Genomic DNA, 22,611 nt, shown 5'->3' with positions numbered 1-22,611 from the left:
GGTCGCCCGGTTCACTGAATGGCCCCAGCATCGGTCAGCGTCCTTTGGAAAAACTTGGATTGCTAAGCTGGCTGTGCACCGACGCACTCCGCTTTCGTTCCAAGGAGATCCAAATGAACGGCATCCCGAAAACCGTGCTTGTCACCGGTGCCACCGGTTATATCGGCGGGCGTCTGGTTCCCCGTCTCCTTGAGGCCGGACACACCGTGAAAGTCGTGGTCCGGACTCCGGCGAAGATCGCCGGCGTTCCGTGGCTGGACAAGGTGGAGGTCATCCAGGGCAGCCTCGACGACGGCGACATGCTCCGGGAGGCGCTGGAGGGCGTCGACGTGCTCTATTACCTGGTCCACTCCATGGCTACCGGCGCCGGCTTCGAAGCCAAAGAGAAGGCGATGGCGGAGACCGCCGCGAAGGCGGCAGAAGACGCCGGGGTGGAGAGGATCGTCTACCTCGGCGGCCTGCACCCGGAAGGCGCGGAACTCTCAACCCACATGCGCTCCCGCGAGGCCGTGGGCAAGGTCTTCCTCGCGAGTCCGGTGGACGCAGTGGTGTTCCAGGCGGGAGTGGTGATCGGTTCCGGTTCAGCCTCTTTCGAGATGATCCGGCACCTCTCGGAGACCCTCCCCCTGATGCCCGCGCCGAGCTGGGTGCGGAACCGGATCGAGGCAATCGCTGTCAGGGACGTGCTCTACTACCTCGTTGCGGCAGCGTCGCTGGAAGGGCACATTAACCGCACTTTCGACATCGGGTGCCGGCAGGTCCTTACCTACGCCGGAATGATGAAGGAGTACGCGGCCGAGGCCGGCCTGCCCTACCGGGTGGTGCTTGCCCTGCCCATCCCGGCACCGAAACTCGCCGGGATGTGGGTGGCCCTGACCACGCCCATCCCCCTCTCCATGTCGTTGCCGCTCGTCGAATCACTCCAACACGACGCGGTGGCGCGCGAGCACGACATCGACGACTACATTCCGCTGCCCGAGGGCGGCCTGACACCTTACCGCCGTGCCGTGTCCCTCGCCCTGGGCAAGGAACGCGACGCCCAGGTGGAAACCACCTGGGCCAGCGCCGGCGCGGACGCCGATCCTTTGCCTAGCGACCCGGACTGGGCCGGCTACCGGGTGTACGTCGACGAGCGAAGCTACTCCAGCCCGGTGGACCCCAAGTATGTCTGGACCATCATCGAGGGGATCGGGGGCCGCAACGGCTGGTACTCCCTGCCGCTGGCATGGCAGGTCCGCGGCTGGCTGGACAAACTGACCGGAGGGGCCGGGCTGCTCCGCGGCCGCAGGCACCCCCATCTGCTTGCCGAGGGCGAGGTGGTGGACTGGTGGCGTGCAGAGCGTATTGACCGCGGCCGGCTGCTGCGGCTCCGCGCGGAAATGCGCGCCCCCGGCCGTGCCTGGCTGGAGCTGTCGGTCGAACCGGAAGGCACGGGCAGCCGCTACCGCCAGCGCGCCATCTTCTTCCCGAAGGGTCTCAGCGGCAAGCTGTACTGGCTCGCCGTATTGCCGTTTCACAGCGTCATTTTTCCGGCGATGTCACACAACATCACGGCGGCTGCGCAAAAGCTGGCGGAAGCCGAATCGGAGTCCGCAGGGTCCACCGCATAGGATGTGGGAGGCAAAAACCGATGCCCCATACCCCCAACCCCAATGGAGGAACAATGGCACTGAGTGCTTCCACCACCCTGCCGCACAGCGTTGACCGCGTAACGGCTGTGTTCGCCAATGAAGACTTCCAGCGCCACACCAGTGAACTGGTGGGCGGAACCCTTGAATCATTCAAGGTCGACGGCGATGTTGCCGGCGCTTTCAGCACCACCTCGGTGCGCACCCTGCCCACCACCCGGTTGCCGGAAATTGCCCGCAAATTCGTGGGCGAGCGTCTCACCGTCACCCAGCTTGAGACCTGGGAAGCCCCTGCCGCCGACGGCTCACGGCAGAGCAACATCAGCCTGAAGATCGCAGGTGCCCCGCTGGACGTCAGCGCCGTGCAGCGGCTGGTGGCCGACGGTGCCAGCACCCGTGTGGAGCTCGAGGGCAATGTGACATCCTCGGTTCCGTTCCTGGGCGGCAAGATTGCCGATGCTGCCGAGCCCATGGTGGGCAAGGCCTTGAACATCCAGTCACAGCAGGCGCAGGCCTGGCTCGAAAGCCACTGACCCATGCAGCTTCCCGTTGCCCTGGCCTGGGTCCTGGTCATTGCCGGAGTCTGGTCCCTGGTGGTCTGGCCGCAGTTCCTCAAGCGGGTGATGAAGGATCCGAGGGCACGTGACTCGGCCGGGAAGGCGACCAGGTTCCTCACGGTCCACGTCGTCCTGGTGTCCGTCTCACTGGTGCTTGGCGCCGCCACAGCGGCAATCGGCATCGCCGGCCTCGTCAGCTAGCGGACAGCCGGTTCCGTTCCTTCCAGCCGGCACGCGCCGGCTGGAAGGAACCGCTTAATCCCTCCGGCGGGATTTCCAGAGCCGCGCTGCAACGCGGGCCGGGCGGCCGACGAACTCGAAGACGCTGGTCCGCCGGACCACTGTCTCCTCCAGGACCGAAATGCGCCTGCTGAGGTCCTCCAGGGTGGATACCACCCGGTCGGCCAGCGCCCGGGCCTCTGCAGCGGCTTCCTCCTGTTGCCCGCTCAGCTGGGCCAGGTAGAGAAGGTAACCAACTCCAGTCTTGCCGGCTTCGCGCCGCAGGAACGCATCCCGCACGAGGCTGTCGAACTTCGCATGTTCGTCGGCCGCGGCGATAACGCTGTTACCCATGTCTCCGCTCGCTGCCGGCCGCTGGCACCAGAAGGCCAGCGGCTCGTCGTCGAGCAGTTCCATCGGATAGGCCTGCAGGAACCGCAGGTAGAACTCCCAGTCCCCCACGACGTCGAGTTCCTCGTTATAGAACCCCACGTGGTCGTGCACGGAGCGGCGGTACAGGAAGGAAATGGGGACGATCCTGTTGATCCGGAGCATGTCCGTCAGCGTGATGGCCCGCAGCTCGGGCCAGTACGCGAAGGAGCCCGTCTCCACGATCTCGCCGTCGCGGACTTCCTCGTATACAACATTGGTCCTGACGGCAACTCCGTGCGCGGCGGGCTTCCCGTCCAGCAAGCCAACGGTCTTGAGCAGGAAATCCGGGTGCCACCGGTCGTCGTCGTCATGCACGGCGACGTACTCCGACGTTGCGGCGGCAATGCCTGCGTTGCTGGCTGCTTCCATGCCTTTGCTCTGTGCATGGTGGAGCACCTTCAGCTTCCCCGCCGGGAGGTGGCTGTATCCTTCCGCCAGCGCGTCGACCGGAGCCGGATCCCCGCCGTCGTTGACCACCACGATGGAGAAGTCCTGGTAGGACTGGCCCAGGATGTCCTCCAGGGCGCGGTGGAGCAGGACGGGGCGGTTCTTGGTCCGGACCACCACCGTTACGCGGCCGTCGGCCATCAGTGTTTCCTTCCGGTCAGCTGGCGCGCAAAGTCCGCGCCGCGGCCGAATATTCTTGCTGCTTTGAAAGTTCGTGACTGCAGGATCCTGTCCTTTTCCCGTAGTGCTTCATCCCGTTCATGGATCAGCACATCGCGTTGGGACCGCACATCGTCCCATGCCGTCCACTGCCGTCCGATTTCCAGGCTCAAGGTGCGGAACAGCGCCCGCTGCTCCGTAGCCTGGCGGGACCAGGTTTCCGCCGCGCTTAGCGGCGGCGCCTCGTCAAGTCCCCGGTAGCGGGTGCCAGGTTCGTCGTCGGTTCCGACGCCGCGCAGGACCTCGGCCACGGCATCCCACCATGTCGCCTGGGAACGCTCGAATCCGGGCCGCAGCCGTGCAAGGTGCTGCCCGATCTCGTCTCGCCGCCGCCAGGCCTCCGCAACGGCCTCCTCCACACCGCCGGGGGAAAGGCTTGGCTGCGGCAGTGCCCAATCGCCCAGACCCCAGTTTCCTAGTGCACCGGAAAGACGGATGTCCGAGTAGGCATCATTGGCCAGGGAGACGACGGGTACACCTGCAGCCAGCCCGAAAACGGCAGGGTGGTAACGGTTGGTGACCACCAGGCGGGCGCCGGCGGTGACGGCCACCGCCGTGCGCACCGGCAGCACGGGCAGCATCTTCAGCTTTCCCGACCGCGAGTGCGCCAGCACGGTCCGGTGGGAGTCGTGGTCGCCCCCGCTGTCCGAGGATCCAAGCGTGCCCATGTGGGGCAGCAGATACACCGGGAGGCCGGTGACCTCTGCCGCGCGGTCCAGCACGGCTGCGAACGGGGCGAGGGTGCGCGTTCCTTCGCGCCATGCGTCCGGGCCCACGGTGGCCGCGATGTAACCGTCGGCCGGCAGCTCCGGCAGGCCGCCGTCTGCGCCCGCCGGTGCCGGGTCCGTCTGCGAGCGCAGGAAGCTGCCGTCATCCAGGACGCGGACCAGCTTGTCCGAGCCGAGGCCCAATTCGAATCCCAGGGCGTAGGATACGGGTTCGCGGGCGCCGACGAGTGCGGCGCTGTCGAGGAGTTCGTGAAGTATTTTCCGGTCCTGCGGCAGCAGCGTAGGCCCGAACGTCTGTCCGCTGACCACCAGCGGCTTGCCGAGTTCCCTGGCAATGATGCCGACGGCGGCACGCTCGTACAACAGCCAGCCGTAGAGGGAATTCATGTTGCCGCCGCCGGCAATCAGGACGCCGTCCGCCGTCGAGATCTCCTCGATGACGGCCCACACGTGGTCGGTAGCGGGGAGGGCAGTCCGGTCTCCCTTGGCGGCCCGGCGTACGAGTTCCAGGTAAGCACTCCGCTCGGCGGGCGGCCACGGGAATTCGATGGTGGCCATGGACCCTGTGCCGTAAAGCTCCGTGGTCTGTTCCGGATCTCGGGACATCAGCACAAAGGAGGCCCCGGTGCGCCGGGAAAGTTCATCCACTGCCGCCAGTGTCATGGCCTCATCGCCAATGTGGTATGCACCCTGGCCGAGATCGCCCTGCACCACGAACTTCACTTGACGGTCCTCTTCCACTACTTGCCTGATGTCGCAGCCGGAAGCGGATCCTGTACGGGCCCGCTGGCGCGGAACCAGACTACCGTCTTTTGCGGAACGGACCGCCCGGGCCGGCGTCTTATCCGGACACAACGAGGCAGGAGGCGGCCACTCGAGTACCCGGAGCGGCAAATGGAGTGGCAGGGACCATAAGTGAAGTGGAGAACACGCTGTTATCTGAACGTGATAAGCCCTAAATTTCTGCTATGGACGCGAACGATATGGAACGGGTTTGGCACGGTAGCCACCGTAAAATCGACCGCAGAAATTGGTCGTTGTATTTCGCACTCACCCTATTGGGGCTTATTGCGTGGCTAATAATCATATTTCCCCACTAATCCTGGAATTTTCGGCACCATAACCTGAACTCCGGCGGGTCCCCACCTGCCGGAGTTCTATTGTCCGTGCCGGCCGATATCCGTATCCTGCGGTATCAACGGACAAAGTCGGAATACCCGGCCAGGACAGTGAGCACCGTGAGCACCACGAGGGCAAGAACGCAGACAATTTCCGCCCTGTGAATCCTGTGCTGCGTCTGCCGCCATTCAGCGTCGTCCTGGATATCAACCATATATAGACGCTACGGGCCCCGCCGGCACGCCACTAGAGTAGTCACTACTTGTCTTTATCCCCATTGCGGCGCGCTCTTCACATCAAGCTCACCATGCCATAAAGTAGCCATAAGATCGGCGATCGGCTCAGCGACGTTTGTCTCAGGATTGAAGTACGTCCTCAGGATCGAACTACGTCCCAGGAGAGCTGAGAACAGTGGCCGCTGAAGGTTTTTCAAATACCCGTTTCCTGACAGTCTCGGAAGTCGCAGAAGTCATGCGGCTGTCCCGGATGACCGTGTACCGGCTCGTCAAGGCGCACGACCTGCCTGCCGTACGTTTTGGCCGCTCCTACAGGGTCCCGGAGCATGCCATCGAAGACTACGTCCAGCACCATTCCACGCTCGCGGACGATGAGCATCCGGAGGCCGGCAAGACCTAGCGGGTGGTGGCTACGGCCTGCCGCAGCGCGTCCTCGGCAGCCACCCACGCCAGCATGGCGCATTTCACCCTGGCCGGGTACTTTGCCACTCCGGCCAGGGCCGCCGCATCACCCAGAATTTCCTCGTCCGGCTCCAGCCGGCCCCGCGAACGCATGAGCTCCCGGAAATGGTCGATCATTTCGCTGAGCTCGTCCGGCGACGCCCCCTCGGACAATTCGCTCAATATTGAGGCCGAGGCCATTGAGATGGCGCAACCGTCACCATGCCAGTGGATTCCCTTCACTGATGGCGGGTTCCCCGCGGCCTCAAGTTCCAGGCGCAGCGTAATTTCGTCGCCACACACCGGATTGAGCTGATGGCACTGCCCGACTCCTGCCTGGTGAGGCGTCTCCGTGGCTTCATCAGCCGTCAGGTCAGCTCCGCTGCGGGCTTTTGCGTGCTCCAGGATCAGCTGCTGGTACATCGCATCCAGGGCGCTCATTTGGATGTCCCCGTGCCTTCTACGCCGAAGTAGGGCCGGACCTGGGCCACAGCTTCGATCAGCAGGTCCACTTCTTCCGTTGTGTTGTACAAATAGGTGCTCGCCCGCGTGGTGGCGGTCAGGCCCAGCCGGCGGTGGAGCGGTTGCGCGCAGTGGTGACCCACGCGGACGGCGATGCCCATGCTGTCCAGGTACTGCCCGACGTCGTGCGCATGCACGCCGGCCACGTCGAAGGCTGCCAGGCCGAGCCGTTCTACGCCGGCAGCGGGCCCCACGACCCGGACTCCGTCAATGGCGCTCAGCCCCGTGACCAGCCGCTGGCCCAGGGACGCTTCCCAGCCGGCGATTCGTTCCATGCTGGTTTCGCGCAGGTAGTTCGCGGCCGCCGCGAGCGCCACAGCCTGCGAGATGGGCTGGGTGCCGGCCTCGAACCGCTGGGGCGCCGGAAGGTACTCGGCCTTTTCCATCGTCACGGTCGTGATCATGGAACCCCCGGTCAGGAACGGAGGCATGGCATTCAACAATTCGCGCCGCCCGTACACGCCGCCGATCCCCGTGGGCGCCAGCATCTTGTGGCCGGAGAATACCGCGAAGTCCACGTCCAGGGCCTTGAAGTCCAAGGGCAGGTGCGGCGCCGACTGGCAGGCGTCCAGCACAACGAGGGCCCCTGCCGCCCGGGCCAGCCGCACGAGCTCGGGCACCGGATTGATGGTTCCAAGCACATTTGACGCATGGGTGAACGCCAGGACCTTGGTACGCCCGGTGATAAGCCGCGCCGCCTCCTCAAGCCGCAACGCGCCGTCGTCGTCGATGGGGATGAATTTCAAGGTGGCACCGGTGCGCCGGCAGAGCTCCTGCCAGGGAATCAGGTTCGCGTGGTGTTCCATCTCCGTCACCACAATCTCGTCCCCCGGACCGAGGGCGAAGCGGCCGGCCTCGCCCCGGACGGTGCCGACACTGGCGTTCGAGAAGGCGTACGCGAGGAGATTGAGCCCGGCGGTGGCGTTCGCTGTCCAGACCAGTTCGTCCTCCGCCACGCCGACGAAACCGGCCACAGTGGCGCGGGCATCCTCGAAGGCGTCGGTGGCCTGGACGGCAAGGTGGTGGGCACCGCGGTGCACCGCGGCATTCCTCAGTTCGTAGAACTCCTGCTCGGCTTCGAGGACGCTGCGGGGGTTCTGAGAAGTGGCGCCGGAATCCAGGTAAACAAGGGGCCTGCCGTTGACTTCCTGGTCCAGGACGGGAAAGTCGTTGCGGATACGCAGGACTTCAACATCACTTAGCGCGACCTGGGTGTCTGCGGTAGCGGGAGTGGATACCATGACCAAACTGGAGCTCCTTGATAGGCAAGACCTGCCGACGGCTCGCCGCCACGGGCAGGCACACCGCTTGCGTCCGCGGTGCTACTCCTCAATTGTCCCACTATTGCCCGGCGGCCGGTTCCGCAGGGGCCGTCACCGCCCCGCGCCGTCCAGGCTGTTCCAGAGTTCAGCCAGCTCCTGGCGCCGGGAAACGCCCAGCTTGCCGTAGATCCGCTGCAGATGCGCGTTTACCGTGTTCACGGCGATCCCGAGTTCCGCCGCTACGCCCGCACTCCCCATGCCGGTGACAACAAGTACCGCCACTTCGCGTTCCCTTTGCGACAGCTTGGCGGCATCAGCGGCCGGCCCGCCGTTCCCGTCGCTCGACCACCTCCAGTCCGGCGGCCCGGCGGCTGATTGTTCAAACACCGCTCCCTCCGGCCTGGCCGCGACTCCGAGGTTCAGCAGTTCACGTGCCCGGCCCCTGCCGCCACCCGCCGCCATAGCTGGTTTGCGGGGCGCCCTCTGCGGTGGGCCTGCGGCGCCCGTGACGGCCGGACGTGCCACCGATGCATAGGTTTCAGCCAGCCTCGCCGCGACGTCGCCGTCCGCTGCCCGATGCCCCGCCGTCCGATTGTCCGCTTGCCGCTCGTCTGCCGCGGCGGTACCCGCGCCTGGCAGCTGCGCCAGATCCCACGTCAGCCACTCCGCCGTGGCCTGAGCCGCCAGGGTGAGTGCCAGCAGGTCCTCAGGGCCACCTGCTGTTTCGGCGTCCGCGGCTCCGGACTCCCGCCCAGCGGCACGTCCGGCAGACTGCCGGCAAAACATCATGGCCCGGAAAAGTTGCAGCGGGCCGCCCGGGTAGCTCATCCATTTGTTGCGTCCGGGGCGCAGATCCGGACTCCCGGCGTCGGGTCCTTGGCCCAACCGGGTCAGGTTGAACGCATGGATGGTGAGCACTGTCGAGTGGAAATCGACGCTGCATCGCGGAAGGCGTTCCACGGCGTTGAGCGCCCGGGTGGAAAGCGCAACGGCGTCAGCGGACTTTCCCCGAACGGACAGCCCTTGTGAAGCCAGCGCCAGGAGCAGGATGCCTGCATGGGTATCCGGCGCATCATCCGGGCATGACTGGCCTCCGTCGCAGAACCCGGGAGGGCAAAGCCGGTGGAAGAGCTCCCCACCCGGACTGGGCCAGTTTCCCTCCCGTGACTCCAGGTAGAGCTGCAGGACATCCAGCTCATCCTGGACGGCATTCTGGTACGTGTCTGCGGCCGTATCGCCGACGGACGCAGTTGCCGCCATGGCCAGCCGCTTCCTTGCACCGTCCAGTACGGACTGAAGTGCGTCCCGGCCCGGATTCGTGGGCATGAGGGCTTGGAGGAGCAGGCCAACTGCCCGGGCGAATTCCATGCTCAGCACGGCCGGGGTGTTCTCCACAAGGCCTCGGAGAACCTCAGCGCTCCGGCCGTACTTGTGGGCATGGAACAGGGCCCGGGCCGCTTCCGTCTGCGCCATAAGCTGGAGTTCGGGTGCCTTGATCGCTTCGGCCGCCTTCTGGGCGCGGTCGCTGTCGTAGAGGTTGTTGGCGGTGGTTGCCACCGCCAGAAGGTCCAGGTCAGCGACAGCTGTGCCGGCATCCAGTGCGGCTTCCACCCGCCGAAAAAGGTCCCACAGCGGTTCCTCCCCCGCTCTCCGGGAGCCGCCCGGCCCCCTGCCGTGCAGGTCCGGTTCACGGCCAAGGTCCAGCGGGCCGGCCCCGCCCGGATAATGCCGGGCAGCAGTGGCCTCTACCTCGTGGTTCAGCGTGACATCGGCCCCGCCGTCACTCCTGATTTGGAGCCTGATGACGTTGTCCCGTTCCAACGCGGCCAGGGCGGCCGGCGGCACGGCCCGGGCGAGCACGGAAAGCGGAGCCGGATCCGCGGCCGCCAGGAAGTCAACCACCTGGCGCTGCTCCGGCGGAAGAGCCTCGATCCGCCGTCGGGCCAGGTCGAATTGACGTACCTCCGCCAGGTCCGGCGGCCGGACAAGCGCACAGCTATCCCCGCGCTCCACAATCCGGCCGTCCGCCAACGCTTCGTCCACCAGCCAGCTGGCAGTCAGCGCATTGGCGCCCGATGCCGCGAGGATGTCACGCACCAGGCTGCGGCCGGGCCGGGCCGGAAGCCTGTACTCAAGGAAAGTACGGAGCTGGTCCGGTGTCAGGTCCTCCAGTTCCACAATGGACAGCTGCCGGGCCACCACCGACTCCATCAGCTCCATCTGCAGCTGCCGGTCCGAACGGTGGCTTGCCAGCATCTTGATGTCCGGTTCCGCGAGGAGCTGGTTGAGAACCCAGAGAGACGTTCCGTCCAGGTGGTCCACATTATCGAGGACCACCAGAATCCCGTTTGCCCCCGGGTCCTGGCTGCGAAGCGCATCGCGGCAGGCCCGGACGACGTTTAGGGGTGACACCTTGGAATTGGCCGGCAACGCCGGCGCCAGCACACTGCCGATGCCGAACTTCATCCGGCGGCAGGATTGGGGAACGCTGTGGACAATGACGGTGAGCCGTCCGGAGAGCGCTTCCGCTACGGCGGCAAGCAGCCTGGTCCGGCCCGAGCCGGCAGCACCGGTGACGATGACGCCCGAACTCTCTGAATTGGAGAGCGCATTGATTGCGGCCTGGAGTTCGGCCACACGAATGACCGGGGGGAAAGCTGAATTTCCTGCCCTAACGTCCATGGTTGCGTCGATTCCTTAGCCGCGGAGCGTGGAGTTCCGGACCGCCCCCAACCATCTGCCGGCATTAGCAACTCCTACGCTACCTAGCCACCGCCCGCGCTGGCTTGAGTAGTGACTACTCGAATATGCCGGAGCGTTGCTCGCGGGCACGTTCAGGCTACTCACAGGCATCCGTGTAAAGTGGAGCGGGTGTTAACGGTCTCTACGGGTCTCTTGACGGTCCCGCTGTCTACTTCTGGGGAGTAAGCGGTTCAGCTGATTTCACTATCAGCATCGATTCTTGGCGCGGCCACTGCCGCGCCGATCTGGTGGTCATGACCCGTGCTTGGCGTGCCCTCATTGGGTACCTGCCAACCCTGTTAATGTCCCCAACAGATATGTATCCCAAAAAAATGAAACACATGACCACGCCCATCATGGCTGTGTTGATCCTCCTTATCGGAGTATTGACCGCAGGCTGTGCCGCCCAATCGGCGCCCGGCCCGTCGGCCTCCACCAGTCCCTCGTCAGCCAGCGCAGAAGCATCGCAGGTAACCCCGAAGGCAACACCGTCACCCACTTCGACGCCGGCCGCGGCGCCTGCGGAGAAACCTGCGCCCGCCGCGGTTTCCGCACCCGAACCTGCCGTCGCGGCTCCCGCACCGCTGGCCGTCGCCGCAGCTGAGCCCGTAGCCGCACCGGCTGCCAGCAAGTACCCGCTGCACACCAACGTCGTGAGCACCACCTTCTGGGTGGGTGAAATCTTCAACGCCAACCTTGCAGACGGTTCCCAGGTCTGCTCGACGTACAACGGCCAGTGGGCTTTCAAGCACACCGGCATCAACGCCGGCACTACTCCCGCCTCTGCCTCCGGCTGCCCCGGCAGTATCTACGGCGGCTGCGACGGCGTGAGCTCGGGCTCGGGAACTTCGTTCACTTGCGCCACGGAAGCACGCGATGCCTCCAACGGGTACTTCCCCAAGAACCAGCCCGCGCCGCTTGAGAACCCGTTCTACCTTGACCTGCCTTACGACGACGTTAACGACAGCGTCGCATTCCAGCAGCGCTGCCAGGTCATCCCGTGGGCTGCCGCGGACAACGCCGCCACGGGTGTCGACCACTGCGCGGATGGCAGCTATTCGTACATGAAGAACCGGTGGGTCCAGATGACCGGGCCCAACGGCAACGTCTGCTACGGGCAGATTGAGGATGCCGGTCCTTCCAGCGGTTCCGAATACCATGACGCGAACTACGTCTTCGGTGCGGCCGACGCCCGCCCGGCAAACACCGATTTCTCCGCCGACGGCACGCAGGGCGCAGGGATGGATGTTTCCCCTGCACTGAACGGTTGCCTCGGCTTCGCCGAGCTGGACGGCAGCGGAGATCACGTCTCGTGGAGGTTCGTTGACCGCGCAGATGTTCCTGCCGGACCGTGGCTGAACGTCGAAACCACCTCGGGTGTCAGCTGGTAACAGCAGCACCTGTCTGCTCAGAAACCCTGAACGCAGAAACCATGAACGCCCCTCCGGCAGGACCACAGTGGTCCTGCCGGAGGGGCGTTTTTGCGCTAACGGGTGATGCCGGCACCCGCCGTGGCTTCTTCCAGCTCGAGGCCTTCGCCCTGGATGCGCCGCATCGGACTGACCCACACGCCCGATGAGGCCGCAGAGAAGGCCCGGGGCAGCACCATCAGGCAGATCACCGAGTCCAGGATCCGCATGAGCGGGAAGAGTGGCGCCATCAGCAGGATGCCAGGCCGGCGGAGGGCAAGGGCCGCGATGACGGTGAGCAGGAAGTCCGGAATGAGGACACCCAAGAGGACGTCCTGCGGGCGCATGAGACCGGACAGGTAAAGGAAGGATTCGCCGTTGTCACCGAAGGCCTGGAGCTGCATGGACGCCACCAGCGAGAGCAGGAAGACCGGGATCAGCAAGACGAAGAACAGGCAGCTGATAACGAGTTCGATGATGTAGAACACCAGAACAAACCAGAACTTTCCGGACTGCAGGCGGTGCCGCCGGACGGTCTGCCAGAAACCGAGGATCCAACGCCGGACTTGCCGCGTATAGTCCTGCAGGTTGTCCGGATCCTGGGTGTATGCCACGGCGGCTGAGGGGTGGAACGCAATCCGCCCTAATTTCTTGGCATGGATCTCGAAGGTCATGTTGAAGTCCTCAATGACCAGGCCCGGGGCCAGCACCTTGATTTTCGCGAGTGCGCTCGTCCGGTACATGCTGGCAAAGCCCGGCACGATCGAGACAACGTTTGCGCCCCTGGCGGCCTGGCCGTATTTGAGAAGCAATTGCACCACGATGTACAGCCGTTCCCGATATGCCACCAGGAACCGGCCCAGCGCGGTGGGTGGAGGCGGGGTCATGATGGACTTTGCCCTTCCGGCCACAGCCACCACAGAGTGATCGAGGAAGAGCGGCAGCCCGGTCTCCAGGTAATCCGCGGTGGGCCGGGTATCCGCGTCAAGCAGCATCACCACTTTGAACTTCCGGCACAGCTCAAAATAAGCGATTCCGGCGGCCAATGCGCCGGCCTTTCCCCTGTTCGGTTCGAGGTCCAGCACTTTGACCCCCGCTGCCCGGGCAATCGCCGAGGTATCGTCCGTGGACATGTCCGAAATCACGTGGATGTTCCTGAGCGGCACCAGCGCCGAGGCGGCCCGGATGGTCTCCCTGATGACAAGTGCTTCGTTGTGGGCGGCAATAAGCACCGCGACATTTGCGGGCAGGATCCTGGGGTCCCTGGCGCGATGGCGGCCATGCTCCCGCTGGATCTGGCCCCGGTGTGCCCTGGGCGCCGGCAACGTATGTGCGCCATGGACTCCGGGGCCGAGCCGGTTGGCCAGCGGCCAGCGCTGCAGGAGCCCCAGCATGCGCCCGCTCAGCGGCGGGCCCAGCGTGATCCGCCGGGTGTACTGCTCATTGGCCAGGCGCAACAAGCCCACAAACGACCAGAAGATCGTGCTGATTCCAAGGACAAGGACGATGTATACGGCTATCACAGCGACGGCGCTCCAATCGTGTCGTACATGGCATAGTCATCCGTGATGAGCGTGCCATTCCTGAAGAGGTTCAGCCCGAAGCTGATCGCGGTTGCGCCGGAGGGCAACGCGGGGGTGGTGAAACTGGCCTGAGTGTAGGAACCGGCGGCAGCGAACCAGGGACTTGATGTCCAGTAGACCCAGGCTCCGGCGGAGTTCCGGTAGTAGACAGCGAACTGGGTCACCGTCGTCGAGGTGTACCAGGCGCGGAGCGAATACGTGTGGCCGGCGACCGCCGGCGGTGCGCACGAACCGGAGTCCAGCGCCTGGAGGAGCTTCGCATCACCGTTGGCGTAGTTACTCATCACCAGGCGTTCTGCCTTTGTCCCGGCCCTGGCCGTTGAGACGGTACTGAACGACGCCGTGTTGGAGCCGTAGCCCGCCGTTTGCCAGCATTGCGGCGCGGAACCGGCACCTGCCGTTTCAAGGCTGGCGTTCTGCACGAGGTTTGTTCCGGCGGGCGGTGGCGGTGGCGGAGGTGTGGACGACGCGGTGTCGGTCATTTCGTAGTCGTCCGTGATCAGCGTCCCGTTACTGAAGAGGTTGAGTCCGAAGCTGATGCCGCTGGCCCCCGAAGGCAACGCCGGGGTTGTCCAGCTGGCCCTTTGGAATGTCGTAGCGGGCCCGAACCACGGGCTCGAAGTCCAGTAGACCCAGTAGCCGAGGCCTGTCCGGTAATACAGGGCGAACTGGGTATTGGCAGTGGACTTGTACCAGGCTCCCAAGTTGTATGTGTGTCCGGGGGTTGCCACCGGCGAACATCCGCCAAGGTCCAGGGACGGCAGCAATCTAGCATCACCGTTGACGTAGCCTGTCACGACCAGGCGCTCTGCCACCGACCCCGTCCGTCCCGGGCTCACCGTACTGAACGTGCGGTTGTTTGTCCCGTAACCGGCCGCCTGCCAACATTGGGGCACACCCCCAGCCAAGGTTTCAAGGCTCGGATTCTTCACGAGGTTGCCGCTCGTGGGCGGCGGGGGTACGGCCGGACCGGCAACGGCGGGCTTGACCGTTCCGCCGATGACCTGGTCCACCGTCTTAACCGTGGTTGTGGCCGGCCGTGTCTTCAGCCAGGACGCGAATTGAGTGAAGAGCCTGGGACTAATGCTGAGTGGGCCAGGGGTGGAAGAGATGTGGTGGAAGGTGAACTGAACCCACCCGCCGACGCTTTCGGCTCTGGTCACACTATTTTGGAAATCAGCAAGTGTCCATGGGCTGTCCACTTGGTCCAAGGCAGCGGTGCGGAACGGGTTCAGCGGAGGAACAGTCTCAGCCCAAGCACACCCTGAACAGCCAAAGCGGGACTGAATGTCGCCCAGCGCACGGGCGCTGTTGTAGCCGCAGTCTCTTACCGTCGTCTGGGCACCACTATTAACGGCGCTGAACGGATAGGCAAAGCTCGTGACACGGAAGCCCCAGTTGGTCAGGTTGACCCGGTCGTTGCAGACCTGACGGGTGACCTCGTCGGAGGGCAGGGTGGTGAGATCAGCATGGGTCACAGTATGTCCGCCAATTTCGTGGCCGCTGGCTGCGAGGCCCTGAAGATCCGAGACCGTCAGGTAGCCTGCATTGTTGATGTTTCCGGAAGGAATGTAGAACGTTCCGTCCAGACCGTAGTTGTTCATGATCTGGGCGGCGGCCATCTGGTCGGCATTGCCGTCGTCGAACGTCAACGAAACAACGGTGGGTGCCGCCGCCTGCGCCGGAAATGCCTGCGCAGCAAGGCCCGTCACAGCCAGGGCCACAATGCCCAAAACCGTGACAGCCGTCCGCGCCCGCTGTCTGGTCTCCTTCAGTGCGGGGCCAAAGTCAACCTGCCATGCTAATCGCCAGGAAGTCTGTAACTTCATGGGAATCGACTCGATTCTTGTTTTCGAGCCCGTGGAGCTTCTGCGCTGGCAACGGGCGGGGCCTACGGGGCGGGCGGCGCCCCCGTGTCGAACATCTCGTAGTCATCCGTAGCCAGCTCCCCGTCGCTGAACAGATTCAAGCCAAAACTGATGCCGACGGCGTCTGCCGGCACCGGCGGTGCAGTCCACTCAGCCTGCCGGTAGGCAGCGCTGGCGGGAAACCATGGGCTGGCTGTCCAATAGGTCCAGGTGCCAACCTTGTTGCGGTAATACAACTCGAACTGCGTTGATGAAGTGGAGGCGTACCATGCGCGCAGCGTATAGCTGTGGCCGGCGACGACGCTCGGTGCGCACGCCCCCAGGTCCATGACTGGGAGCAGCTTTGCGTCCCCGGATGTGTAGCCCGTGACGTCGAGGCGCCGGGCAATAGTGCCCGAGTGCCCGGGAGTCAGCGTGCTCAGGACATGTGAATTCTCGCCGTAGGAGGAAACCTGCCAGCACTCGGGAAGGCCGTACCTTCCGGCTGTTTCCAGTCCCGGGTTGCGGAGCGCGTTGGTGCCGGGCGGCGCAGGCGGAGCAACAGGTCCCGGAACTGCGGGTTTTGCCCCGCCACCAATCACATCGTGCACGGTGCGGATGGCGGTGGTTCCTTCGTCTGTGCGGGTCACCAGCCACGAGACGAAGTCGTTGAAGAGTGCAGGGCTGACAGACCGGGGACTCCCGCTGTCATCGATGTCGAAGAAGCTCAGCTGCAGCCACCCTCCGGTGGTTTCAGCGTCCATGACTGACTGCTGGAGGTCCGCGATGGTCCACGCGGACCCGATCTCCGGCGTCGACCTCGTGCTGAACGGGTCCGCCGGCCGGACGGTTTCGGACACGGCGCAATCGGCGCACCCCAGCTTGCTGCGGAGGTCACCCTGGCTGCGCGCGCTGTTGTAGCCGCAGCCGGCCACCATCGCCTCCGCCTCTGGCGACTTTGCGGCAAAGGGGTAGGAGAAAGATGTGACCTTGAAGCCCCAGTCGGTGAGGTTGGTCCGGTCATTGCAGACCTGTCGGGTGGCTTCCGCAGGTTCAAGTGCCGTCAAGTCTGCAAGGGTTGCGGTGTGCCCGCCAATCTCGTTGCCGTCCGCGGCCAGCTTGTGCAGATCCTCCACCGTCATGTAGTCCTTGGCCCCCATGAAACCCGAGTTGACGAAGAACGTCCCCCGTAGCCCGTGGCTTCGAAGGGTCTCCGCGGCGGCCAGCTGGCTGGCCCTGCCGCCGTCGAACGTCAGCGTGACGGTGGTCAGCGCGAGGCTCGTGTCCACGGGTGCCGCAAAATTCTTCAGGGGCCCCTGCGCATCCCGGGCCGGCCCCGGGCCGGCCTTGGGTACCAGGGCGGCGGATCCCGTCAGGAGTGCCAGCCCGGCCAGCCATGAGACTGCCCAGAGCGTTGTCCGTTTCCGCTGCCGCATCAAACCGGAACCGGGCGGACCGCCCTGTTCCCCCGGCAGTTCATGCCTCTGGCTCATGACAGATATCCCCTCTTACATCCGTATCGCCCGGCCGCAAGAGGATCCCCCCAGGCCGCAGTGCTTCATTGATTGACACCTCGAAGGGGTCGGTGACGACTGGGGGGAAGCCTTGGTCTCAAAGGCTTGTTCGCCACCGACCCCCGTTCACGGGCCCCGTGCTTGTGCGCCAGGGCTGGCTGCCTCGCGGCAGCTGTGTCGGCAGAATTGGAAAAGAAGTCACCGGCGGGTTCTGGTGGCCGGGGCATCCCTGCCGCCATGACCGTAGCGGACCGCCATTCAGGGGTATGGTTGCGTGCTTGCGCCCGCAAAGGTGCGTCCATTCCCATTTTGAGACCCGATTTCTCCCCCGGAACTCTGTATCTATCCGACATCCACAGCCTATTAAGAGGGGAGCCGCGCGGCACGAGTGGTGCCTACCCGTCTTTCCTTTCCGGGAGGGCAGGGAAGGCCCGGCGCCACTCGCCCGGTACCCGGTTCGGTACTCGTTGCCTACGCCAAGCCACCCGCGTGGGCCGGCGGACAGGAGCCACCAACAGGCGTGCCGTGGTGAAATGGTTTCTAAGTAAACCAGAGGGGGGCGTGGGAACCGGATGACAGCCATAAACCGCGGCTCGGATCCGGCCGCCAAGGCCGAAATGGAGCCGGCGCGGGAGTCCGTTCCGCAGCCCGTGCCCGGCAGATTCCGCGCCCGCCCGCAGTTTCAGCTGAGTCAGCCCTCGTCGCCCCTGATCGCAGGCATAGCCGTTGCCACCATCCTTGCCAGCGTCATCTTTTTCTGGGCCTGGCGCTCCGGTCTGGCAACGGGAGCTGCGCAAGCCACCTGGTTTGCGGGCTACGTGGACGTCACGGTCTCCCCGCCCTACGCTTTCGAGGAAGCCGCCACGCCGGGCACCAGGGACGTGGTGCTGGCGTTTCTTGTTGCCTCCCCTCAGGACCTCTGTGTGGCCAGCTGGGGAGCCGCCTACGGCCTCGACGAGGCAAACACTGCCCTCGGCTTGGAAAGGCGCGTCTCCGATCTTCGCTCCCGCGGCGGATCCGCTGCCGTGTCGTTTGGCGGAGCACGGAACAGTGAACTGGCCACCACGTGCCGGGACGAAGGCAAGCTCCGTACCGCCTACCGGGACGTCGTTGAACGCTACGAACCTGCCTTCATAGACTTCGATCTGGAAGGTGCCGATCTCCTGGACCAGGCCGGCGCTGAACGCCGGGCCAAGGCAGTGGCTTGGCTACAGGGGGATCGGAATTCCTCCGGCAAAGAGCTCGCTGTCTGGCTGACTCTTCCGGCTTCTCCCCGCGGGCTCACCGACGCCGGCATAGCCGCTGTGGAACAGATGCTCCAGGCTGGCGTGGACTTGGCAGGGGTCAACATCATGACCATGAACTACGGCGCCAGCAGGAGCAGTTCCCAGGGCATGCTGGACGCCGCCAAGGCCGCCGCGGCCGCCACACATGACCAGCTGGGCATCGTCTACCAGCGCACCGGCACCAACCTCAGCCGCGAACAGGTGTGGAAGAAGATCGGGCTGACGCCCATGATCGGCCGCAACGACCTGCCGGGCGAGGTGTTCGAACTGGACGCGGCCCGGGACCTGAAGGACTACGCGGTGGAGTTGGGGATCCAACGCCTGTCCATGTGGTCACTCAACCGCGACGCGACGTGCCCTTCCAGCGAGGAGGGGCCAACTGCCAGTTTTACCTGCAGCGGTGTGGACCAGGGAAGCTTCAGGTTCTCCGACCTCCTGGGTTCCGGGCTTCCGGGCAGGATGGGCTGACCCTACTTCACCTGGCTGGTGGTGACCACATCGAGCCAAGGGCCGGGCGGAACATCCTGCCGCTCCACAAACTGCCAATCGACCTTGTCCGTTTCCCCGTTGAGGGTGCTGAAGCCGAGGCAGCCGTTGAGGGCAGGTGAAACATCCATTCCGGCACCGTTGAATTTCCTGTTGAGCGGCCGCGCGTCGTTCGAGCCGAAGACGTACTCCTTGTCCTGGTACTCCCCGGGGCCGGCATCCTGAATCTGGCCGTAGCACTCTTTGCCGTCCTTGCGGATCTTGACCCAGCGGTTCTTCATGTAACTAAAGGACCGGTTGGTGGCCTGGCCCTTGTAGCCTTCGTCATTGGCCCAGGGAATGACCGATGCCCGTTCGCGAAAGGCGGCGGCATTGTTGATGTCGTCGTAGGGCAGGTCAAGGTAGAAAGGGTTCTCCTTGGGCTTCATGCCGGTGGGGGCATACCCGTTGGACCGTGACCGTGCTTCGGTCTCACAACCCTGAGCCGTGAGCCGGCCGTCGCAGCCACCGTAACTGTCCATCCACCTCGAGTCGTAGGTTGAGAAGACTTGGCTGCCGTCTGCTGCGTTTGGGTCAAAGACTTCACCTACCCAGAAGGTCGTGGCCACGATGTTTGTGTGCCAGGGGTACTTCCCCTGCGACCGCTTCTCCGACTCCGAAGGCGTGCAGGCTGTGGCTACCAATGCCAACAGAAGCATGCCTGCCGCAAGGCCGCGGAAGCGGCGGCGCTTTAGGGCTGGATGTTTCACTCTGGTCCCCCGTGTCAACGGAATTCAGTCCTTCCAAAAGGACAGCGGCGAAGGCGGCCGCGCAACCAGGGGACTCCCCTGACTGCGCGGCCGCCGTAGTGTCATGCCGGTGTTGAGCCTGTTTACATTCCCTTCGGGAAGTTCAGGTTGTAGCGGTAGACGAACGCTGCCATGGCGTCCCTGCTGATCGGCTGAACCGGACGGAATGTGCCATCCGGGTAGCCTGTGGTGATCCCGGTCGCTGCCAGCCAGCGGATCTCGTTGTAGAACTGGTTGCCGGTAGTGACGTCAGGGAACGTGGGGGCGGTGGTCGGCACAGCCGGCTTGCCGTTGTAGCGGTAAAGGAACGCCGCCATCGCGTCGCGGTTGACAGGGTCCAACGGGCGGTAGGTTCCGTCCGTGTAGCCGGTGGTGATGCCTTGGGCCGCCAGCCAGCGGATCTCGTTGTAGAACTGGTTGGTAGGACCTACGTCGGTGAACGTCGGAGCGTTGGCCGGCACTGCGGGGCTGCCCGCCAACCGGTACAGGAACGCTGCCATCGCGTCCCGGTTGATCGATGCCAGAGGCCGGAAGGTACCATCCGCGTAACCCTGGGTGATCAGGTTGTTGGAGAGCCAGCTGATCTCATTGTAGAACTGGTTGCTGGTGGCAACATCGCTGAATGTCTTGATGCCTGCAGTGTCGTACAGTTCGTAGTCGTCAGTGACCAGGGTCCCGACGCCGATCATGTTCAAGCCGAAACTGATAGCCGTTGCACCGGCCGGAACCGGGGGCGTCGTAAAGGCCAGCTGGGTCCAAACGTTATTTGTCGGGAGGTAGAGAGTGCTGTCCGTCCAGTACGTCCATGTTCCGGACGCCGTCCGGTAGTGCAGATTGAACTGGGTGTTCCCCCCGGTCGATTTATACCAGGCCTTGGCAAGGTACGTGTGCCCCGGAGTTGCACTGGGCGCGCACTCACCCGTGTCCAAGGTGGGCAACAGCTTGCCGTCGCCGTCGGTGTAGGCCGAGATCACCATCTGCTGCGACGCAGTGGCCGTACCAGCGTGTCCCGGGGTCACTGTGGAGAATGTCCGGGTGTTGTTGCCGTAGCCGCCGGCCTGCCAGCACCGCGGGAGAAGTGATCCGTTAAGGCCCGCGGTCTCCAGGCTCGGGTTCTTGACCAGGTTGCCGGTGGTCTGCGGTGCCGGTGGCGGAACAACGGCGGGCGCTGCCTTGAGAGTGCCGCCGATGACTTCCTTCACGGTCTTAACCTGGACCGGGTTGGTGGTGTTGGTGTCCCTCTGGCCGGCCAGCCAGTCGATGAACTGGTTGAAGGTGTCCGTGCTGACGGTCAGCGGATCCTTAACAGGTGAACCAACCAGGATGCCGGTACCGACGTGGTGGAACGTCAGCTGGACCCAACCCCCGCCATTGGCCTGGGCCTGCGTGACAAGGCTCTGGATATCCGCCAAGGTCCATGTTTCGTCCAGCTGGTCCGGTGCCCCGGTGTAAAAGAGGTTAGCGGGCGTCAACGATTCAGCAAACGGGAAGGTTTCCGAACCCGCAACCTTGCTCCGGATGTCCCCCAAGCCGCGGGCGCTGTTATAGCCGCACGTTCCGACCTCAGCTTCTGCGGCCGGACTTGCCGAGGCAAAAGGATATGCGAAGTTTTCCACGTTCAGGCCATAACTCATCAGAGTGGCCCGGTCATTGCAGATCTGGCGTGCGAGCTCGTCAGTTCCTACGGCGGCCAGATCGGCGTGCGTCACACTGTGCCCGCCAATCTCGTGTCCGGCGGCCTGCAACGCCAGTGCCTGGGCCGTCGTCATATAGTTCGTTTGGTTCATGAACCCCGAGGGCAGGAAGAACGTCCCGCGCATGCCGGCCGAGACCAGCTTGTCGGCGGCAACCACCTGGTCAACGTTGGCGTCGTCGAACGTCAGCGTCACGACAGTTTCGCCAACAGCGTTGGCGGCGGGAGCCGTGAGTCCGAGAAGGGAGGCAGCGAGCGCCACCGTTGTGGAGGCCGCCAGCCAGCGGGCCTTGCGTCGGCCGGGAGGCCGTTCAGCCCGGTGCCGGGGCTCCGAGGCCGCAGTGTAGCGTTGCAGAAGCGTCATGGAACTCAACTCTTTCGTCGAAGGTGCACATAACTTTTGACGGTTGCCGCCCCCCGTCCGGCGCGGCACCTCACGGACGGCTAGTTGGCCGCCATCGTGACTTTCCACCCGAGCGGATCGGGTGCTTTCACCGGGCGGTGGTCGGCCGCCACGTTCAGGATGATCTGGTCCAGTGTGGTCTTGGGGTCGAAGCCCACCAGATCCTTCGCCTTGCTGTTGTTTGGCACGCGCCGGCGCATATCCTCATAGCCCTCTGCGTAGGCCTCTTCGTAGGGCACCAGGGTGATGGGGCTTTCGCTGCCGAGCAACTCCACGATCCGCTGCGCCAGGGTCAAGATCGAGATCTCATAGCTGCCGCCGAGGTTGTACGCGTTGCCGTAGGCGGACTTTTCCTCCGAGATCCTGGTGATGGCCGGGACAATGTCTCCAACGTACGAGAAGCACCTGGTCTGGTGGCCGTCGCCGTAAACCGTCAACGGCTCGCCGGCCAAAGCCTGCTTAACGAGGCGGGGCACCACCATGCCGTACCGGCCCGTCTGCCGGGGGCCCACCGTGTTGAACAGACGGACTATGGCAACCGGAAGGCCGAACTGCCGCCAGTAGGCGTGCGCAAATGCCTCGTCGATGCCCTTGGCAGCGGCATAGGTCCAGCGGGACTTGAGCGCGGAGCCAAGGATCCGGTCGGACTCCTCCGACAGGCTGTCCGAGGTGTTCTTTCCGTAGATTTCACTGGTGGATGCCAGGAGCAGCGAGGCTCCGGATTCCAGGACGGCGTCCAGGACCACTTCCGTGCCGTGGATATTGGTGCGCAGGCTCTCCAGCGGGTGCTCCACGATGAGGTTCACGCCTACCGCTGCCGCCAGGTGGAATACCCGGTCAGCACCGGCCACCACTTTGTCCACCGCGGCGCGGTCCAGGATGGTGCCCTCCACGAAGTGGAAATCCCGGTGGCCAATCACGGTCCGGAGGTTTTCCAGGCGACCGGTTGAGAGGTCATCCAAAACGGTGACTTTGTCCCCGGCCGCTAGGAGGTGCTCCACGAGATGGCTCCCTATGAAGCCGGCTCCGCCGGTGATTGCTGTTTTCACT

The 22,611-nt window shown here is 64.5% G+C and carries 18 protein-coding genes; 6 read left to right on the top strand and 12 right to left on the bottom strand.

The genetic code is table 11. The features are described from left to right. Window positions 1–113: 113 nt before the first annotated feature. From ARTH_RS06305 to ARTH_RS06295, 3 genes are read left to right on the top strand one after another with little or no spacing between them, the layout of a single operon-like run. Window positions 114–1,610, top strand: coding sequence for an SDR family oxidoreductase (locus tag ARTH_RS06305; RefSeq protein WP_011691103.1), 1,497 nt, complete (start codon window positions 114–116; stop codon window positions 1,608–1,610). A gap of 53 nt (window positions 1,611–1,663) precedes the next feature. Further along, window positions 1,664–2,161 carry a DUF2505 domain-containing protein gene (locus tag ARTH_RS06300; protein ID WP_043429542.1) on the top strand — a complete coding sequence of 166 codons (498 nt, stop codon included), beginning with the start codon at window positions 1,664–1,666 and terminating at the stop codon, window positions 2,159–2,161. 3 nt (window positions 2,162–2,164) lie between these two features. Then, window positions 2,165–2,386 (top strand): SCO4848 family membrane protein, encoded by a 222-nt coding sequence (locus ARTH_RS06295; protein ID WP_011691101.1) that lies wholly within the window; start codon window positions 2,165–2,167, stop codon window positions 2,384–2,386. A 54-nt stretch (window positions 2,387–2,440) separates the two neighbouring features. On the opposite strand, the gene ARTH_RS06290 is transcribed toward ARTH_RS06295, so the two are convergent. The 3 genes from ARTH_RS06290 to ARTH_RS23775 form a co-directional block, all read right to left on the bottom strand. Next, window positions 2,441–3,424, bottom strand: coding sequence for a glycosyltransferase family 2 protein (locus ARTH_RS06290; protein ID WP_011691100.1), 984 nt, complete (start codon window positions 3,422–3,424; stop codon window positions 2,441–2,443). Beyond that, window positions 3,424–4,953, bottom strand: a complete 1,530-nt coding sequence (locus tag ARTH_RS06285) for a polysaccharide pyruvyl transferase family protein (RefSeq protein WP_011691099.1) — start codon at window positions 4,951–4,953, stop codon at window positions 3,424–3,426. Before ARTH_RS06285 ends, ARTH_RS06290 begins: the two co-directional genes overlap by 1 nt. Before the next feature lie 472 nt (window positions 4,954–5,425). Further along, window positions 5,426–5,563, bottom strand: a complete 138-nt coding sequence (locus ARTH_RS23775; protein WP_156810630.1) for a hypothetical protein — start codon at window positions 5,561–5,563, stop codon at window positions 5,426–5,428. 197 nt (window positions 5,564–5,760) lie between these two features. Here ARTH_RS23775 and ARTH_RS06280 point away from each other — a divergent pair, with 197 nt between their 5' ends. Further along, window positions 5,761–5,985 carry a helix-turn-helix domain-containing protein gene (locus ARTH_RS06280; protein WP_011691098.1) on the top strand — a complete coding sequence of 75 codons (225 nt, stop codon included), beginning with the start codon at window positions 5,761–5,763 and terminating at the stop codon, window positions 5,983–5,985. Here ARTH_RS06280 and sufU read toward each other — a convergent pair. The 3 genes from sufU to ARTH_RS06265 form a co-directional block, all read right to left on the bottom strand. Then, window positions 5,982–6,467 carry a Fe-S cluster assembly sulfur transfer protein SufU gene (gene sufU / locus ARTH_RS06275; protein ID WP_011691097.1) on the bottom strand — a complete coding sequence of 162 codons (486 nt, stop codon included), beginning with the start codon at window positions 6,465–6,467 and terminating at the stop codon, window positions 5,982–5,984. The two genes, ARTH_RS06280 and sufU, sit on opposite strands and share 4 nt — an antisense overlap. Then, window positions 6,464–7,795: a SufS family cysteine desulfurase gene (locus ARTH_RS06270; protein WP_011691096.1), complete on the bottom strand. Its 1,332-nt coding sequence runs from the start codon at window positions 7,793–7,795 to the stop codon at window positions 6,464–6,466. Before ARTH_RS06270 ends, sufU begins: the two co-directional genes overlap by 4 nt. A gap of 126 nt (window positions 7,796–7,921) precedes the next feature. Then, window positions 7,922–10,492, bottom strand: coding sequence for a helix-turn-helix transcriptional regulator (locus ARTH_RS06265; protein WP_011691095.1), 2,571 nt, complete (start codon window positions 10,490–10,492; stop codon window positions 7,922–7,924). Window positions 10,493–10,893: 401 nt separating this feature from the next. On the opposite strand from ARTH_RS06265, the gene ARTH_RS06260 reads away from it, so the two are divergent. Further along, on the top strand, window positions 10,894–11,943 hold the full coding sequence (locus ARTH_RS06260; RefSeq protein WP_156810629.1) for a hypothetical protein: 1,050 nt from the start codon (window positions 10,894–10,896) through the stop codon (window positions 11,941–11,943). A gap of 95 nt (window positions 11,944–12,038) precedes the next feature. On the opposite strand, the gene ARTH_RS06255 is transcribed toward ARTH_RS06260, so the two are convergent. The 3 genes from ARTH_RS06255 to ARTH_RS06245 form a co-directional block, all read right to left on the bottom strand. Next, the gene (locus tag ARTH_RS06255) at window positions 12,039–13,484 is read right to left on the bottom strand and encodes a glycosyltransferase family 2 protein (protein WP_011691093.1); all 1,446 of its coding nucleotides are present in this window, start codon (window positions 13,482–13,484) and stop codon (window positions 12,039–12,041) included. Then, on the bottom strand, window positions 13,481–15,373 hold the full coding sequence (locus ARTH_RS06250) for a polysaccharide deacetylase family protein (RefSeq protein WP_011691092.1): 1,893 nt from the start codon (window positions 15,371–15,373) through the stop codon (window positions 13,481–13,483). Before ARTH_RS06250 ends, ARTH_RS06255 begins: the two co-directional genes overlap by 4 nt. A gap of 62 nt (window positions 15,374–15,435) precedes the next feature. Then, window positions 15,436–16,884 carry a polysaccharide deacetylase family protein gene (locus ARTH_RS06245; protein WP_011691091.1) on the bottom strand — a complete coding sequence of 483 codons (1,449 nt, stop codon included), beginning with the start codon at window positions 16,882–16,884 and terminating at the stop codon, window positions 15,436–15,438. Window positions 16,885–17,477: 593 nt separating this feature from the next. Between ARTH_RS06245 and ARTH_RS06240 the strand changes: the two genes are divergently transcribed. Beyond that, on the top strand, window positions 17,478–18,659 hold the full coding sequence (locus ARTH_RS06240) for a chitinase (protein ID WP_011691090.1): 1,182 nt from the start codon (window positions 17,478–17,480) through the stop codon (window positions 18,657–18,659). Between the two features lie 2 nt (window positions 18,660–18,661). Here the strand turns inward: ARTH_RS06240 and ARTH_RS06235 are convergent, their stop codons facing one another. From ARTH_RS06235 to ARTH_RS06220, 3 genes are all read right to left on the bottom strand, one after another. Continuing rightward, window positions 18,662–19,285 (bottom strand): hypothetical protein, encoded by a 624-nt coding sequence (locus tag ARTH_RS06235; RefSeq protein WP_198011541.1) that lies wholly within the window; start codon window positions 19,283–19,285, stop codon window positions 18,662–18,664. Between the two features lie 263 nt (window positions 19,286–19,548). After that, the gene (locus ARTH_RS24465; RefSeq protein ID WP_011691088.1) at window positions 19,549–21,522 is read right to left on the bottom strand and encodes an S-layer homology domain-containing protein; all 1,974 of its coding nucleotides are present in this window, start codon (window positions 21,520–21,522) and stop codon (window positions 19,549–19,551) included. 80 nt (window positions 21,523–21,602) lie between these two features. Next, a complete protein-coding gene (locus ARTH_RS06220) occupies window positions 21,603–22,610 on the bottom strand; it encodes a dTDP-glucose 4,6-dehydratase (protein ID WP_043429540.1) in 1,008 nt (335 codons plus the stop codon). Window position 22,611: the final 1 nt, after the last annotated feature.

It is taken from the genome of Arthrobacter sp. FB24 (genome assembly GCF_000196235.1).
Classification (GTDB): Bacteria; Actinomycetota; Actinomycetes; order Actinomycetales; family Micrococcaceae; genus Arthrobacter.
The sequence above is the reverse complement of the archived record's forward strand: the minus strand, read 5'-3'. Positions and strand labels throughout refer to the sequence as shown.

What these genes read in the sequence shown, in the direction of transcription:
- ARTH_RS06305 (WP_011691103.1), top strand. Translation starts at nt 114, where the DNA reads ATGAACGGCATCCCGAAAACCGTGCTTGTCACCGGTGCCACCGGTTAT.
- ARTH_RS06300 (WP_043429542.1), top strand. Translation starts at nt 1,664, where the DNA reads ATGGCACTGAGTGCTTCCACCACCCTGCCGCACAGCGTTGACCGCGTA.
- ARTH_RS06295 (WP_011691101.1), top strand. Translation starts at nt 2,165, where the DNA reads ATGCAGCTTCCCGTTGCCCTGGCCTGGGTCCTGGTCATTGCCGGAGTC.
- ARTH_RS06290 (WP_011691100.1), bottom strand. Translation starts at nt 3,424, where the DNA reads ATGGCCGACGGCCGCGTAACGGTGGTGGTCCGGACCAAGAACCGCCCC.
- ARTH_RS23775 (WP_156810630.1), bottom strand. Translation starts at nt 5,563, where the DNA reads ATGGTTGATATCCAGGACGACGCTGAATGGCGGCAGACGCAGCACAGG.
- sufU (WP_011691097.1), bottom strand. Translation starts at nt 6,467, where the DNA reads ATGAGCGCCCTGGATGCGATGTACCAGCAGCTGATCCTGGAGCACGCA.
- ARTH_RS06265 (WP_011691095.1), bottom strand. Translation starts at nt 10,492, where the DNA reads ATGGACGTTAGGGCAGGAAATTCAGCTTTCCCCCCGGTCATTCGTGTG.
- ARTH_RS06260 (WP_156810629.1), top strand. Translation starts at nt 10,894, where the DNA reads ATGACCACGCCCATCATGGCTGTGTTGATCCTCCTTATCGGAGTATTG.
- ARTH_RS06250 (WP_011691092.1), bottom strand. Translation starts at nt 15,373, where the DNA reads ATGAAGTTACAGACTTCCTGGCGATTAGCATGGCAGGTTGACTTTGGC.
- ARTH_RS06245 (WP_011691091.1), bottom strand. Translation starts at nt 16,884, where the DNA reads ATGAGCCAGAGGCATGAACTGCCGGGGGAACAGGGCGGTCCGCCCGGT.
- ARTH_RS06240 (WP_011691090.1), top strand. Translation starts at nt 17,478, where the DNA reads ATGACAGCCATAAACCGCGGCTCGGATCCGGCCGCCAAGGCCGAAATG.
- ARTH_RS24465 (WP_011691088.1), bottom strand. Translation starts at nt 21,522, where the DNA reads ATGACGCTTCTGCAACGCTACACTGCGGCCTCGGAGCCCCGGCACCGG.